At 48.0% G+C, this 15,319-nt stretch carries 12 protein-coding genes, 1 pseudogene and 1 riboswitch; all 13 genes and pseudogenes read right to left on the bottom strand.

Annotation, left to right across the window (positions count from 1 at the left end; genetic code table 11):
* The coding region (locus DWZ16_RS05605; RefSeq protein ID WP_182427300.1) for a transposase at positions 1-142 on the bottom strand (142 nt) is incomplete at its 3' end.
* 344 nt (positions 143-486) lie between these two features.
* Positions 487-1,767 carry an adenylosuccinate synthase gene (locus DWZ16_RS05600; protein ID WP_118522437.1) on the bottom strand — a complete coding sequence of 427 codons (1,281 nt, stop codon included), beginning with the start codon at positions 1,765-1,767 and terminating at the stop codon, positions 487-489.
* A 210-nt stretch (positions 1,768-1,977) separates the two neighbouring features.
* Positions 1,978-2,895 (bottom strand): LysR family transcriptional regulator, encoded by a 918-nt coding sequence (locus tag DWZ16_RS05595; protein ID WP_118522436.1) that lies wholly within the window; start codon positions 2,893-2,895, stop codon positions 1,978-1,980.
* Positions 2,888-4,317 (bottom strand): annotated as a pseudogene (gene purB / locus DWZ16_RS05590) (adenylosuccinate lyase). Before purB ends, DWZ16_RS05595 begins: the two are co-directional and overlap by 8 nt.
* Before the next feature lie 278 nt (positions 4,318-4,595).
* Positions 4,596-5,030, bottom strand: coding sequence for a hypothetical protein (locus DWZ16_RS05585; RefSeq protein ID WP_118522435.1), 435 nt, complete (start codon positions 5,028-5,030; stop codon positions 4,596-4,598).
* Between the two features lie 120 nt (positions 5,031-5,150).
* A complete protein-coding gene (locus DWZ16_RS05580) occupies positions 5,151-5,534 on the bottom strand; it encodes a hypothetical protein (protein ID WP_147353403.1) in 384 nt (127 codons plus the stop codon).
* Positions 5,507-7,969, bottom strand: coding sequence for a phospholipid carrier-dependent glycosyltransferase (locus DWZ16_RS05575; protein WP_118522433.1), 2,463 nt, complete (start codon positions 7,967-7,969; stop codon positions 5,507-5,509). The genes DWZ16_RS05580 and DWZ16_RS05575 overlap by 28 nt, the downstream gene beginning before the upstream one ends.
* A 414-nt stretch (positions 7,970-8,383) precedes the next feature.
* Positions 8,384-9,094, bottom strand: a complete 711-nt coding sequence (locus tag DWZ16_RS05570; protein WP_182427299.1) for a hypothetical protein — start codon at positions 9,092-9,094, stop codon at positions 8,384-8,386.
* A 336-nt stretch (positions 9,095-9,430) separates the two neighbouring features.
* A complete protein-coding gene (dapB, locus tag DWZ16_RS05565) occupies positions 9,431-10,186 on the bottom strand; it encodes a 4-hydroxy-tetrahydrodipicolinate reductase (protein ID WP_118522431.1) in 756 nt (251 codons plus the stop codon).
* 255 nt (positions 10,187-10,441) lie between these two features.
* Entirely contained in the window at positions 10,442-11,335 is an 894-nt protein-coding gene (dapA, locus tag DWZ16_RS05560; RefSeq protein ID WP_118522430.1) for a 4-hydroxy-tetrahydrodipicolinate synthase, read from the bottom strand.
* Positions 11,336-11,483: 148 nt separating this feature from the next.
* A riboswitch (Lysine riboswitch) is annotated at positions 11,484-11,656 on the bottom strand.
* A gap of 29 nt (positions 11,657-11,685) precedes the next feature.
* Positions 11,686-12,204 carry a cob(I)yrinic acid a,c-diamide adenosyltransferase gene (locus DWZ16_RS05555; protein ID WP_022359533.1) on the bottom strand — a complete coding sequence of 173 codons (519 nt, stop codon included), beginning with the start codon at positions 12,202-12,204 and terminating at the stop codon, positions 11,686-11,688.
* A 245-nt stretch (positions 12,205-12,449) separates the two neighbouring features.
* The gene (locus DWZ16_RS05550; RefSeq protein ID WP_022359532.1) at positions 12,450-13,079 is read right to left on the bottom strand and encodes a single-stranded DNA-binding protein; all 630 of its coding nucleotides are present in this window, start codon (positions 13,077-13,079) and stop codon (positions 12,450-12,452) included.
* A gap of 267 nt (positions 13,080-13,346) precedes the next feature.
* Positions 13,347-15,185, bottom strand: a complete 1,839-nt coding sequence (gene typA, locus DWZ16_RS05545; RefSeq protein WP_117795171.1) for a translational GTPase TypA — start codon at positions 15,183-15,185, stop codon at positions 13,347-13,349.
* Positions 15,186-15,319 lie beyond the last annotated feature (134 nt).

Raw genomic sequence — 15,319 nt, 5'->3', positions numbered from 1 at the left:
CGTCAGCTATCTGCTGCACGAGTTCCTGTAGGTATTTCTCAACTTCTGGGGTTAATATCTTCCGTCTGTATTTCACCGACCAAACCATATGGTAGTTAATATTACACACGCAAGTTCTATAATGTATCAGATTTCCTTTCATACATATAGTATATCATATTGAAGTGTAATACGCAATTATTATTCGAACATATTTTCGTTTTTATTGTATGCCGGTTACGGCATTACCATCAAAGGATGAGAATTATTATACTATTTGCATTGTGCAGATATGCACACTCCTGCGCTTTCATCTCGGTAATCAAATTGCCGAGGATTCCCGCTTATTGTCCTAAAAATTTAATTGACTGGCTGATTTCAGAATAAACTTGAAAAAGAATGTGCCTTTTTGTGTAATAGAGAATTCCAAGGAATTTCCTATTACACAAAAATAGCGGCGGTCTGCACTCATCATGCAGGACCGCCGCTGAAATTGATTCTATAAAGTTACTTTCTCATAATGATCTCATCACGTCCCGGACCATTGGATACCATGGTTACCGGTACGCCAAGCTCTGCCTCGATCGTCTCGATGTAGTTGCGGCACTCTGCCGGGAGATCTTCGTATTTCTTGATTCCGCGGATATCACATTTCCAGCCCGGAAGTGTCTTCAGAACCGGTTTTGCTTTCTCCAGCTTGTAGGTTACCGGGAAGTCTTTGACAACTTCGCCGTCGATCTCGTAGCCAACGCAGATCGGGATCTCGTCCAGATATCCCAGAACATCCAGAACGGTCAGAGCCACTTCGGTTGAACCCTGGATGCGGCAGCCGTAACGGCTTGCTACTGCGTCGAACCAGCCCACACGTCTCGGACGTCCGGTGGTTGCGCCGAACTCACCCTTATCACCGCCACGACGACGAAGCTCATCTGCCTCATCACCGAAGATCTCGCTGACAAATGCACCTGCGCCGACTGCACTGGAGTATGCCTTTACAACGGTTGTGATCTCTTTGATCTCGTACGGCGGGATACCTGCGCCGATAGCGCCGTAAGCTGCCAGAGTCGAAGAAGAAGTAACCATCGGGTAAATACCGTGATCCGGGTCTTTCAGGGAACCTAACTGACCCTCAAGAAGGATGTTTTTACCATCTTTGATCGCGTCATGCAGATATGCAGATACATCGCATACATACGGCTCTACCATCTTCTTGTATTCCATCAGCTCTGCCAGAACCTCATCCGGGTTCAGCAGCGGTTTGTGGTACAGATGCTCTAACAGGACATTCTTTGTCTCGCAGACACGCTGTACTTTATCTTTCAGAGCTGCCTCGTCCTCGAACAGTTCGCTGACCTGGAAACCGATCTTCGCGTATTTGTCAGAGTAGAACGGCGCGATACCGGACTTGGTAGAACCGAAGGACTTGCCGCCCAGACGCTCTTCCTCATACGTATCAAACAGAACATGGTACGGCATCAGGATCTGTGCGCGATCCGATACCAGAATATGTGGCATCGGAACACCCTGAGATACCAGGCTTTCCAGCTCTTTTACCAGAAACGGGATGTTTAATGCCACACCATTGCCGATGATGCTGGTTGTGTGTCCGTAAAATACACCGGACGGCAGAAGGTGAAGTGCGAAACGGCCATAATTATTGATAATCGTATGACCTGCGTTGCTTCCTCCCTGAAAACGGATAATGATGTCGGATTCCTTAGCAAGCATATCGGTAATCTTACCCTTGCCTTCGTCTCCCCAGTTAGCTCCTACTATTGCTCGTACCATGAATTTTCCTCCCTCAGAAGAATATAAATACTTTTCGGCATGATCGAAAAACGATCATGCCCTCTTACTGTATAATCATACACAACTTTTCTATATAAGTAAAATCAATATTATTTATAAGCTACATAATTAACACTTATACTATTGATGCTCACACATATGCCAGACAATGTGATTTGAAAAACCTCTACTTTGCAGCTCCTATTTTTCTCATGTGGTTACCTTCGCCAGCTGATTAAAAAGCTTCGCAGCCGCTGGGGACATCCAGGCTTTTTCAGCTGCCACCAGACAAAACTCACGGGGTGGCATCTCTTCATCAAATTCCAACGCAAAAACATCCCCATTTCCAAGAGCCTCCGATGCAAAATCCGACATCAGACAGCCGATTCCCAGATTCCGCTTAACAAACTGGACAATCATCTCACTGGTGGCCAGTTCAAACTCCGGCTCCAGCCGAACCCCGCGCTTTGCCAGAAACTCATCCATAAAGCGGCGCGTACTGGTATTGCGCTCCAGGAAGATGCAGGGGCAGTTCAACAGCTCTTTATATGAAAGTTTTCTGCCCTTTAACTGGGCTGCGTATTTGGGTCCGGCTATAAACACATTGCGGATCTCCTGAACCGGAAGACTCTTTACCGCCTGCTTGGTTTCAAAAGGTGTGCTGACAATACCGAAATCAATGTGTCCCTGATAGAGTGCTTCAAGGGTCTCGGGCGTCGGGCCGTTTGAAACCGTCACCTTGATATTCGGATACTGCTCATGAAATTGTTCCAGATATGGAAGCAGATAAAACTGAAGTGTCATATCGCTCGCGCCAATGCGGATCTCGCCCGTTTCCAGGTCCTTCATGCGCCGCAGCATCGTCTCCCCGTCCTGTATCGCATCAATTCCCCGTCTGACATACGACAGAAGCAATTCTCCCTCGCTCGTCAGCTTCACGCCGCGCGATGTCCGCAAAAAAAGGCGGCAGCCAAGCGCGGTCTCCAGTTGTCGGACCGCCTGGCTGACCGCCGGCTGGGAAATGCAGAGTGCCTCTGCGGCCGCCGTGATGCCGCCGCATTCGCACACGCTGCAAAATACCCGGTAATACTCCAGATTCACACTTCCATGTAAATCCTGTTTAGACATTAATCTCTGCTTTCACGCCCAGATCTTCTTTATTTGCATCCAGAATCGGCTGGATTACCTCCGCCAAGAACTCATCTACCTGCTCTTTTGCACGACCGGTGTAGCGCTCCGGTTTCATCGCTGCTTTCAGGTCATCTAAGGACAGATTGAACGCCGGATCCGCTGCAATCAGCTCGAGAAGGTTGTTATCCAGACCTTTCTCTTTCACATTCTTTCCAGCTTCCATCGACAGAGTACGGATCTTCTCATGCAGTTCCTGACGGTCACCGCCTGCCTTTACTGCATCCATCATGATATTCTCGGTTGCCATGAACGGAAGCTCTGCCATCATGTGTTTCTCGATAACCTCGGATATACAACCAGACCGTCAACGACATTCAGGTACAGATCCAGAATACCATCAATTGCAAGGAAGCCTTCCGGAACACTCAGACGCTTGTTCGCAGAATCATCCAATGTACGCTCAAACCACTGGGTAGATGCAACCAGCATCGGGTTCATCACGTCTGCCATCACGTAGTTAGCCAGGGAAGCCATACGCTCGCTTCTCATAGGATTTCTCTTATATGCCATAGCGGAGGAACCGATCTGATTCTTCTCGAAAGGCTCTTCTACTTCTTTCAGATGCTGAAGAAGACGGATATCGTTGGAGAATTTATGGGCACTCTGTGCAATACCGGCAAGAACATTTAATACACGTGTATCCTGCTTACGGGAATAGGTCTGTCCGGATACCGGATAGCAGCCATCAAAGCCCATCTTCTCCGCGATCATCTGATCTACCTTGCGGCACTTTGCATGATCCCCATCAAAGAGCTCCAGGAAACTTGCCTGTGTACCAGTTGTTCCCTTGGAGCCAAGGAGACGTAAGGATCCAAGCACATAATCCAGATCATCCAGATCCTGCTTGAGCTCCATCATCCACAGAGTTGCACGCTTGCCGACGGTGGTCGGCTGTGCCGGCTGGAAATGGGTAAATGCCAGGGTCGGCTGTGCTTTATATTTATCAGCAAATTTAGCCAGCTCATCCAGAACACTGATCAGTTTCTTACGTACCAGCTTCAGGGCTTCTGTCATAATGATGATATCGGTGTTGTCTCCTACGTAGCAGGAAGTTGCACCCAGATGGATGATTCCTTTTGCTGTCGGGCACTGTACGCCGTACGCATACACATGGGACATAACATCGTGGCGCACCAGTTTCTCACGCTCTTTAGCAACATCAAAATTGATTTCATCCTTATGTGCTTTCAATTCATCGATCTGCTCCTGCGTGATCGGAAGGCCAAGCTCCTTCTCCGTCTCTGCCAGCGCAATCCAGAGTCTTCTCCAGGTGCGGAATTTCTTGTCCGGGGAGAAAATATACTGCATCTCCTTACTTGCATAGCGCTCGGAAAGAGGGCTTACATATCTGTCGTACATGGCTAATTTACCTCGCTTTCTTTTTTCAGGGTATGGAAAATAGTCTCTTTCGCAGCCATTTGAAGGCGTCACCGACACATTTTCTCAATATCCTACCTGCAAATTATAATACAGGCACTTTTCAAAATCAATCACTTTTCGCTGTTCCGGCTGCAGCTCTTTCGTTCTTGGTTACTGTTCACGCATACATTCCCAATAACGGAATTTGCCACAGTAACCGTTCCTGCTCTTCCATTCATCATTCATGCCCGGCCAAACGTTTTTCCTGCCGCAAACAGTCACTCTCCTTCTGATTCCACCCGTTCGTGCACGATTTCCAGCTCTCCGGTCTTCAGATGCAGACGGATTTTCGTGGAAATTCCCGTTTTTTCTGTCGCTCCGTATGTTTCCCCGGCATTTTCCCGTTCAACTGTTCTCTTCTCCTGCCAGTCTGCAAGCGCTTCCTCCGCCCCATTCTCTGCTCTTTCCCACTCCGGCAGCTCATACTCGATCACATTCATCTCCCGGATCGACCAGATCCGTTCCCGTATCTTCCATATGCTCGCCAGGTACATGGATACAGCCAGTGCAAGTCCATAGAGAAAATACCTCTGCCTCCGCTTCCTCCGCCAGCGGATGCCTTTCAGATAGCGGCGAATCTTCCGTTTTTGATATTTAAACAGCTTTCTGCTTTGCGGCATTGATTTTTGTGCATTTCTATGTTTCTCTGACATCTGCATTCCTCCCGCAGGTGCCTCTCCATTTTTACTATAACAAATAGAAAAAAGTCTGTAAAGATGATGCGGCTCACAGGCAGGGCTTTTTTGAACTGAAGGCTGTGGTTTTCAGGCAGTTTATTTTGTCTCATGATACGCTTTTTCTGTATTCACACTCCAGATATGCTCCTTATCCGTACTTCCCGCCAGAAAAAGATCCACTGCACAAAATGCTGTCATCATCGAATGATCCATGTTATTGTAGCGATGCTGTCCATTCCGTCCGATACAGAACAGATTTTCGATTTTGTTCAGCCATGCAGTTAATTCACCCATCCGGTCATAGGTGCCAAAATAAGCTGGGTATGCTTTCTTTACTTTCTCGATATGAAAATCAAGAATTTCCAGAAAACCAAATCTATAATTTATCACATAAGCCGTCAAAAGCACCCCCAGAAAGCCAGCGCTGATCGCCCAGTCTCTCTTTTTTTCTTTCATGACAACACCCAACCTTCCAGCCATTCCAGCCACTGCTCGGCAAATTCCTGTTTTACCGGATATCCAGACAGCACCGGATAGAAAAGAAGGAACGCGCCGATCACTGCTGCAAGATACAGCAACGCTGCTTTCCTGGTTCGTTTCGGATCTCTTTCCCAGAAAAAATGCAGACAATTTCCCAGCATTAAAATCTGTATCATACTGCACGCAAAATACTGATAGATAAACACGGTTCTGTGGATAAATAACCACGGAAACAGCATAGAAGCATAGGAAATGCACAGATATCCCGCTATTTTATCCTGTCGAATCTGCCACAGGTATATAGTATAAAATAGCGCCGGAATTGCCGACCACCAGATTACCGGGTTTCCAAAAGTTGAAACCACACTGATTTTACCAGACTTAAGCGACGTGTATGCATCCAGAAGCGGTCGTTTAATCCAGGCCCACTCATACCATTCAGAGGCATATGGATGTTCAAACACCGTTTTCTCATGGTAATGAAGCATAAGCTGCTGATTTTCCCACATAGTCTGGAAAACATTTCCATTTCCCATACCATTTCCATAAGAAAGATAGGATGCAACGTAAATCACTGCCGGAATCAAAATGTATGCAGCGATACAGATGACAGACAGCCCCGCCAGGTAACTTATCGCCGCCTGTCCAGACATTCCCTTTCTGGTCCGTGCCGCAGCTGTCCCATATTCCTGGAACAAAAATGTAAAAAAGAGGACTGCAATCCCCGCGCAGGCATATACCCCTGTCCACTTCGATGCCATGGCCGCTCCAGCTGCCATGCCATTTAAAATCATCAGACACACCGTTTTCCAGCTGCATCCCATTTTCAGGTCATCCAGCACCAGATACATCAGATAAAAGGTAAGCAGGATAAAAAATCCCACTATCACATCAATGGTTCCGATTCTTGACAATGTAAAGTGCATGAAATCAAAGACTATCAACAGTGCTGCAAATGAGGCAATCCATGTACTCCGGCTGATTTTCCGCATAAACGCATAGCTGACCGGCACCATCAGGATGCCAAACAGAGCGCATACACACCGCCATCCAAACGGTGTCATTCCAAATACGCGGATTCCCAGACTCATCCACCATTTTCCAAGCGGTGGGTGCGTTGTCTCATAAATTGTACGCCCTTCTACTATCTCATTTGCCGTTCTGGCATGGTAAACCTCATCAAACATACTTTGGTATTCATAGGTTGTATCCGCCGGAAACAATTCTTGCTCATCAAATGCCTCTGGATAATCATCTGCATTGGATGGAAGGATCGGATTTCCATCCGGATCCAGAAGAACGATTTCCAGAACCTCTGCACTCTCATCCATCGACACGATCCCTAGTTCGTAAGTGCGGTAATGAATTTCCACTGGATTCCAGCAGTATACAGATAACAATTCTGTCTCTTCCCCGATGGCATCCCAACCATCTCCCTCGGCATTCGGAACCGAGCATACAAAATGTCTCTTCTCCTTTCCACCCAGATAAACCTGCGCTTCTGAGATAGTCACACTTCCATCAAACCGAAGCACCATCTCATTTCCGTGGCTATCATTTTTTTCAAATTCATACGCAGTCTGCGGTGCCTTCATGCTTCCAAGATTCACAAATGCCATCACAGCAAAGAGAACTGTCAATCCTGCTGCCATACACCAGTCACGGCCGGACCAGGGCGCGCCGGTCTTTTCCGACTCTGTGTTCTTTTCACAGGATTTTATTCCCAAGCTCTTCCCGGCATCTATTTTTTCACTCCCCGTCATTCGTTTTGATACGCAGCGTGCCGCTTTTGCTTCATCCAGCTCGACTTTCGATTCAGGAATTTGACATTTTTCATGTATTATTCCAACATAAGAAGCGATTCCATATACACAGGTTCCCACACCCAGTACCGCAAAAAACATCAGCATCAGCGGATAAAATTCATCTCCCGGACTGCACTGTCCGAAGCGCTCTCCGGTGATATCCCGCGCCCAGAGTATGCCAGTTCCCGCAGCCGTGAGAAGAATTTCAATTTTTTTGAATCTTTCTATTCCAAGGCGCGCTCTGAAGCGCTCTATCCACGAACTGCCCATGAAAAGAATCAATACCGCCAGCCAGATAAAAAGCATCCGCTTTTTGCCCTGTGAAAGAACAGATAATACCGGGATCGGATTCCAGATATAAAGATACAGGCATTCCCACGCTGATTCCCGGCTTCCGTTTTTCCCAGACAAAATATATAAAAGTCCGGCTGTCACCAGATCCATTGCCATGACTTCCAGGAAGTCATGAACCTCCTGATTAGAAATGGCAAAGAATACAAAGCGCGTAATCAGATACCCGGCCGCTGCTTTCCAGCAAAGCTTTCCCGCCATCCCCCGCTTTTTCTTTTCCTCATACAGCCAGATGACAGTCAGGCACGCCGTAATGGCGATACAGTAAGCTGATTTCATTCTGGCACCTCCTTTAACGACTTTTTAAGTGCTCCATTTCAGTGGCACTCCCCTCAGACACGCCGTTTCTTTCTCATCACTCTAACTTATATACTCCCGGGCTCCTCCCTGCACATACGCAGGAAAGAGCTCGAGAGTATATGAATCTGTTTCCATCATCCTATATGCAGGAGAGCAAAAACAAGGTTAAAATATAGATTATTGTAACTGTTCAGTAGGTCTGCGCATTTACTGCGCTGACCGTACGAAAACATGGGCCAGCAGGCAAAAATCCCATTGCCGCAGGCAATTCTTGATGGATTTTTGCGCGTAACTGTGAAGGTACTGAACAGTTACAGATCATTAATGTTTGTAATCGCCCCAAATCTGAACCTGGCCGATTATTTTCACTTCGTACTCTTAGTTTCAGATTGATCACGGATCTGTTGGCTGCGTTGTTGGCTGCGACGGCTCCGTTGTTGGCTGCGGCGGCTCCGTTGTTGTATCCCCTTCCGTCTCTTCCGGCTGGGTCGGTTTCACGGTCGACGTCGGGTTTTCGGTCGGTTCTTTCGTCGCCGGTGCATCACTCGGTACCACACTCGGCGTTTCACTTCCACCGCCTCCAGAATGTCTGCGTTCTTTGGATGTTCTGGAATTCAGCTTCGGTGTATCGGCATTGGTCGTCTCTAAGATGGTCATCGTTCCGTCTTCTGCCACTTTTACCTCAAAGCTTCTCGCTGGTCTCGGCTTGCGGCCGCCGAACGATGTGCCATCGTTTTCAAACGTATAAGAAATTCCGTTGATACTTACAACGCCCGTTGCCATCTCTCCACTGTCCGGTGTGCCAAAATAATAGGTTTTTCCATTGATCCATACGACACCGCTGACCATTTCTCCCGACGCCGTACAGAAATACTGTTTGTCCCCGTCTTTTACCCAGCCGATCTGCGGTGCTCCCTGTTCATTCAGGTAATACCATTTTCCATCGATCTGCTGCCAGCCTGTCTGCACCTGTCCGTTTAGGATGTAGGCTCTTGCACTTCCTGTACCTATCCATTCGGCAAAAGCCGGTCCGGCATACAAGCCCATGATCAAAACGGCACTGAGTGCGCAGGCACCCACCTTCATCCATTTGCGTTTTCTCATCCTCATACCTCCTCGTATTTTTATTAATCGAAAAGCTGTCTTTCATGTATTTTTTATTTTTAATTCTGGAGTTTTTCTTCTTTTTCACGGTTTCAAGCTTTTCTTGTTGTATTCATCTTATCATTTGTTTTATTTTTCTACAATTCACACTGCACAAGATGTCATTTTTTTACACAAGATGTAAAAAAATGATACACTAACCTTGACAAATTGATTTTCAGAAGCCTTCATCCACAAACACAAGGGCAGGAAAGGTTCCAGAAATGAAAACCCCGGCTGTGAGTGGATAAACTTACTCACAGCCGGGGTTTCATTTTCACATCTGTATAAAATCTCTTAGCCGATCACATCCGCCATATCATACCGTCCTTCCGGCTTTCCTGCCAGGAATTTGGCTGCCTGTACCGCACCCTTTGCGAAAATCGCCTTGGAATAAGCTGTATGATTAAAGGTAATCACCTCATCCTGACCAGCGAAAATGACATCGTGTTCGCCTACGATTGTGCCGCCGCGGATCGCCTGAATACCAATCTCCTTCGTATCACGTTTCTCACGTGTAGCGGAACGATCGTATTTGTAATGGTATGTATTGCCCATCGCCTCGTTGATCGAATCTGCCAGCGCAATCGCCGTACCGCTCGGAGCATCCACCTTCTGATTGTGGTGTTTCTCCAGAATCTCAATATCAAATCCAGCCGGAGCCAGAATCTGCGCTGCTTCTTTCAGAAGCTTTAAGAGCATATTGATACCAAGAGACATATTTGCAGAGCGAAGAACCGCTGTCTTCTCTGCCGTCTCTTCTACCTTTGCCAGCTGTACCTCGGAAAGTCCTGTCGTACACAAAACAACCGGCATTTTCTTCTCTGCACACCAGTCGAGAAGTTCATCGACAGCTGCTGCATTGGAAAAATCAATCACAACATCCGCTTCTACCTTGCATTCGTTCAGAGACGCAAAAACCGGATAATCATTTTTCTGCTCGGTTCTCATATCAATACCCGCAACGATAGAGATCTCCTCGTCCTTCGCTGCGATTCCGGAAATAACCTGTCCCATGGCGCCGTTGCAGCCATGCATAATTGCTCGTATCATCTGTTAAAACCTCATTTCCCTATCTCATTCAAAATTCAGAGGTGCAGCGCCCTGCCGCACGCCTCCGAATCTGATTTTTGCATTCTGTTTCACTGCCCGTTTTAACGGATCTTATGTTACTGTTCACGCATACGTGCCCAGTAACGGAATTTGCCGTGGCTTCGCATTTAAATACGGCAAATTCCTGCTGCCACCACGTTTTCTTACGGCACTTTCGGTTTCAAAAGTGCCTACCCGTGTACAGTAACGATCTTATCACTCTTTCAGGCTGATTCCGTAATTTACCAGTTCTCTTCTCAGACGATCGCGGTTTGCCGGTTCCATATCCACTAATGGTTTGCGGAACGGACCCACTCCCTCGCCCATCATGTTCATCGCTTCCTTAACCGGAATCGGGTTTACCTCGCAGAACAACGCCTCAATCAGTGGAATTGCATCTATCTGCATCTGTCTTGCCTTCGCTACATCGCCAGCCTTGAATGCCGCGCACATATCATGTACCTGACGCGGTGCCACGTTGGATAATACGGAGATAACGCCCTTTGCGCCCAGTGCCATCATCGGAACCGTCTGGTCGTCGTTGCCGGAGTAAATATCTACTGTTCCGCCTGACAGGCTTGCAATCTGTGCGATCGCGGAGAAATTGCCGCTTGCTTCTTTGACACCGACGATGTTATCATATTCCTTGCACAGTGCCACGATCGTCTCCGGGGTGATATTGACGCCGGTACGGCTCGGTACATTGTACAGAAGGATCGGAAGATCAACTGCCTTTGCGACCTCTGAGAAATGAACCTTTAACCCCTTCTGGGTTGATTTATTGTAATACGGGGATACGAGCAGAAGTCCGTCTGCGCCTGCCTTTTTCGCTTCGGTAGACAGATATACCGCTGTCTCTGTGCAGTTGGAACCGGTTCCTGCTACAACCGGGATTCTCTTATTTACGACCTGGCATACGAAACGGATCACCTCGATGTGCTCCTCATGGCTTAATGTAGCCGCCTCGCCGGTCGTACCGCAGGCGATAATACAGTCTGTGCCGCCAGCGATCTGTTCTTCTACGATCTGCTCCAGTTTCTCATAATTTACGCTTCCATCCTCATGAAATGGCGTTACCAGCGCTACGCCTGCTCCTTCAAAAATAGACATTTTGTTTCCTCCTTATTCTTTTGCACGATGGCTGAGTTTCTATTCCAGAGTCCGTTTCTGTCCCCGCTTCAAACGAATGTTTGCAGCCTGTCGGTCCTGAGCGTACAAAAAGCTGGCACGACGGCCAGCTCTATGAATTCAAATCCAAACTCCCAGTAGCTCCCCATCTGTCGATGACAGTTACAGAATTCTTCATCCTGCACCCAGGAACTGCAGATACAGGCGCCGCAGCCCTTCGGCGTATCATCCTTTCAGCTGTCTTCTCCTGCACCTGCCGCATCCGACCGCTTACTGATAATCAACGCAACCTCTACTTGTTTTTTCTATCTTAGCATTACTTTGAATACTTGTCAACCGTTCATGCACGCATGATCGTTTGACGGCTTCAGGCATTCCAGGCGCGTCACCTCGTCTGCATGCTCCTCTGCCCCAGCCGGGCATACTTTTCCGGTCAGAATCAGATCAACATTCTCCTCGCGCGCTGCCAGCAGTGTTTCCAGAGCATCGTCTCCGACCAGTTTCTGATCTAACACCCCAAGAAATTCATCCAGAATCAGCATATCGCATTCGCCGGTACAGAGTACTTTTTTTGCAAAATTATACCCGTTCTGAATATTGCAGAGCTCTTCCTTTTTGCCTTCTTCAGAGAGATTTTCATAATACTCATTCTGTTTTTCAAATCGGAATACTTTAAATGCCGGCTCCAGCTGTTTTAACCCATCTGCTGTCTCATGGCTCAGCACTCCCTTTAAGAATTGTATCATAATTACCTTCCGGCCGTGCATGGCTGCACTGACACCACGTCCCAGTGCCATCGCTGTTTTTCCCATCCCGGTGCCGAAGATGATATGAACTTTCCCCTTTTTCATTTCCCTCTCCTCTTTCTGTGCCTCCCGCTGCGCTGGCGCACAGACTGTCTTTCCTGATGTCTTTTTACACACAGACCTGTGTGTTTTATTTCTATCCATCCAATAATCGTTTTACGAATTCTGTAAGCTGCCTTATTCTAGCATATTTTATCTGTTTTGGCAAGCTATGGCAAAACCAGCCATTTATCATGCCCTATAGATTGCATAACCGGCTTCAAACTTTGCTGTAACATCCTAAACCTATCCTATTCTTCCACGCACTCCAGCTTGCTGACCGACACCTCGTATGCCACACGTTTCTCGCACTCTGTCTCGCTCAGCTTCTTCGTATATTCACGGCTCTGCACGCGCCCCCACACGCACACGTGGCTTCCCACGCCAAATCCGGACGCATAGCGGGCATTTCTGCCCCACGCAATACACGGTATGTAATCGGATTTTCCATACGGACGGTTGACCGCCAGCAGCATATCGGCAATCTCGCGTCCCAGCGGTGTTTTCCGGTAGATCGGCTCCTTGCAGATATAGCCTTCCAGAAAAATCTGGTTGGTTTTGGTGTAATCCGTAAATTCTTCCAGGAAATGAATCTCACGGACAAACACAGACAGCACCAGACGGTTTTTCGCGCCCTCATGACGGTTGTAGGAACGGAACTGGCCGATCGCCTCCATCGTCATTCCGCGGTAGTCTTTCGATACATCCAAAAGCCGTTCTGAAATCATGAGTGGAATCACGTCCACCTGATCGCTCAGACGGCTGACTGCCAGGTCTGCGATATAAAATCCTTCCCCGAATACTTCGTGGCTGAATGTAAATTCCGATACGACCTCACCAATCACGCTAACCTTGTTGTTTTCAATCATTTTTTCCGACATAGTATCTCTCTCCTCTTCTTTTTTGCAGTTTTTCACGGCAGGTTCTTGGAGTCCTGCTTCTTACTGTATATATGTATGAGGGGAATGACCGTTTTAGAAGAAGAAGTGAATGAGAAATTTCGACAGGGTGGGGGACATGAATCGACAGAGGGAATGGGATCGGCAGAGGGACGGAAACGGCGGGGCGCGTCGTTTCCTGGATATCTCTCGCTTGAATATACGAAAAGGAGCAGCTGGCTTGCGCGGCTGCTCCCACTTTACGATTATTTAGCTATTTTTACGGCTGATCATCGCTCTCTTTCTCAGAGTCGGATCAAGAATCTTTTTACGGATTCGTAAGCTGGTCGGGGTGATCTCGAGAAGTTCATCGGTATCGATGTAGTCGAGGCACTGCTCCAGGCTCATGATTTTCGGCGGAACAAGGCGAAGGGCTTCATCGGCGCTGGAAGAACGGGTGTTGGTCAGCTTTTTGGTTTTGCAGACGTTTAACTCGATGTCTTCCGGTTTTGCGCTCTGTCCGACAATCATGCCGGAGTAAACTTTAACGCCCGGTCCGATGAACAGGGTTCCGCGCTCCTGGGCATTGAACAGACCGTAGGTGATGGACTCGCCTGCCTCAAATGCAATCAGGGATCCCTGTTTGCGGTAACTTAATTCGCCCTTGAACGGTGCATAGCCGTCAAAGCTGGTGTTTAAGATACCATTTCCCTTTGTATCGGTCATGAACTCGCCGCGGTAGCCGATGAGACCTCTGGACGGAATCGAGAACTCCAGTCTTGTGTATCCGCCGCCGATCGGGCTCATGCCCTGCAGCTCGCCTTTACGGCTGGTCAGCTTCTGGATAACAGCACCGGTAAAGTCATCCGGTACGTCGACGTAAGCGATCTCCATCGGCTCTAATTTGCGGTTTCTCTCGTCATATTTGTAGAGTACCTCCGCCTTGCTGACTGCGAACTCAAAGCCCTCGCGGCGCATATTCTCAATCAGGACGGACAGATGCAGCTCGCCACGGCCAGATACCTTGAAGCAGTCAGCGGAGTCTGTCTCCTCTACACGCAGGCTGACATCGGTATTCAGCTCCCGCATCAGACGCTCGCGGATGTGGCGGGAAGTGATGAATTTACCTTCCTGACCTGCCAGCGGGCTGTCGTTTACCATGAAATCCATGGAAATGGTCGGCTCAGAAATCTTCTGGAACGGAATTGCCTCCGGTTTCTCCGGTGAACACAGGGTATCACCGATGTGGATATCTGCGATACCGGAAATCGCTACGATCGAACCGATCTTTGCTTCCTGTACTTCTACTTTATTCAGACCTTCAAACTCATAGAGCTTACCGATCTTAACTTTGCGGAACTTGTCCGGCTCATGATGGTTGACGATGACGCAGTCCTGATTTACTTTCAGGTAACCGTTGTCGATCTTACCAACGCCGATACGTCCTACATACTCGTTGTAATCAATCGTGCTGATCAGAACCTGTGTCTCTGCATCCGGATCTCCCTCCGGCGCCGGGATGTAATCCAGAATGGTCTGGAACAGCGGCTTCATATCCACATTCGGATCGTCCAGGTTCTTCTTCGCATAGCCAGAACGTGCAGATGCATACAAGAACGGGCAGTCAAGCTGCTCGTCGGATGCATCCAGATCCATCAGAAGTTCGAGAACCTCGTCCACAACCTCCTCCGGACGTGCTTCCGGACGGTCAATCTTATTGATACATACGATAACCGGCAGATCCAGTTCCAGTGCTTTACGCAGAACGAATTTGGTCTGCGGCATCGCGCCCTCATATGCGTCTACCAGAAGGATAACGCCGTTTACCATCTTAAGAACACGCTCTACCTCGCCGCCGAAGTCCGCATGTCCTGGTGTATCGATAATGTTGATCTTGGTGCCGTTGTAATTAACAGCCGTATTCTTGGACAGAATCGTGATACCTCTCTCACGCTCAATATCGTTAGAGTCCATGACACGATCGACTACTTCCTGATTGGCACGGAATACACCGCTCTGGCGAAGCAGCTGGTCTACCAGCGTCGTTTTACCGTGGTCAACGTGAGCGATAATTGCAACGTTTCTGACATCTTCCCGTTTCATTTTCATATCTGCTTACTCTCTTTTCTTATGATGATTCATTACATGTACTAATTAATAATTATTTTCTGTCACAGACAAGCATCCTGCCGTTTCGTCTTTGGCAAAGGATCCGCCCACAAAATAATACAGCTTGTTATTTT

This window comes from Clostridium sp. AF29-8BH, assembly GCF_003478145.1.
In the GTDB taxonomy this organism is placed as follows: domain Bacteria; phylum Bacillota; class Clostridia; order Lachnospirales; family Lachnospiraceae; genus Otoolea; species Otoolea fessa.
The sequence above is the reverse complement of the archived record's forward strand: the minus strand, read 5'-3'. Positions and strand labels throughout refer to the sequence as shown.

Excerpts from the sequence above, each read along its gene's own strand:
- DWZ16_RS05585 (WP_118522435.1), bottom strand. The coding sequence starts at position 5,030 with ATGTCAGAGAAACATAGAAATGCACAAAAATCAATGCCGCAAAGCAGA.
- DWZ16_RS05580 (WP_147353403.1), bottom strand. The coding sequence starts at position 5,534 with ATGGCTGGAAGGTTGGGTGTTGTCATGAAAGAAAAAAAGAGAGACTGG.
- dapA (WP_118522430.1), bottom strand. The coding sequence starts at position 11,335 with ATGTCTATTTTTGAAGGAGCAGGCGTAGCGCTGGTAACGCCATTTCAT.
- DWZ16_RS05575 (WP_118522433.1), bottom strand. The coding sequence starts at position 7,969 with ATGAAATCAGCTTACTGTATCGCCATTACGGCGTGCCTGACTGTCATC.
- DWZ16_RS05570 (WP_182427299.1), bottom strand. The coding sequence starts at position 9,094 with ATGAGAAAACGCAAATGGATGAAGGTGGGTGCCTGCGCACTCAGTGCC.
- typA (WP_117795171.1), bottom strand. The coding sequence starts at position 15,185 with ATGAAAATGAAACGGGAAGATGTCAGAAACGTTGCAATTATCGCTCAC.
- DWZ16_RS05600 (WP_118522437.1), bottom strand. The coding sequence starts at position 1,767 with ATGGTACGAGCAATAGTAGGAGCTAACTGGGGAGACGAAGGCAAGGGT.
- DWZ16_RS05550 (WP_022359532.1), bottom strand. The coding sequence starts at position 13,079 with ATGTCGGAAAAAATGATTGAAAACAACAAGGTTAGCGTGATTGGTGAG.
- DWZ16_RS05555 (WP_022359533.1), bottom strand. The coding sequence starts at position 12,204 with ATGAAAAAGGGGAAAGTTCATATCATCTTCGGCACCGGGATGGGAAAA.
- DWZ16_RS05595 (WP_118522436.1), bottom strand. The coding sequence starts at position 2,895 with ATGTCTAAACAGGATTTACATGGAAGTGTGAATCTGGAGTATTACCGG.
- dapB (WP_118522431.1), bottom strand. The coding sequence starts at position 10,186 with ATGATACGAGCAATTATGCATGGCTGCAACGGCGCCATGGGACAGGTT.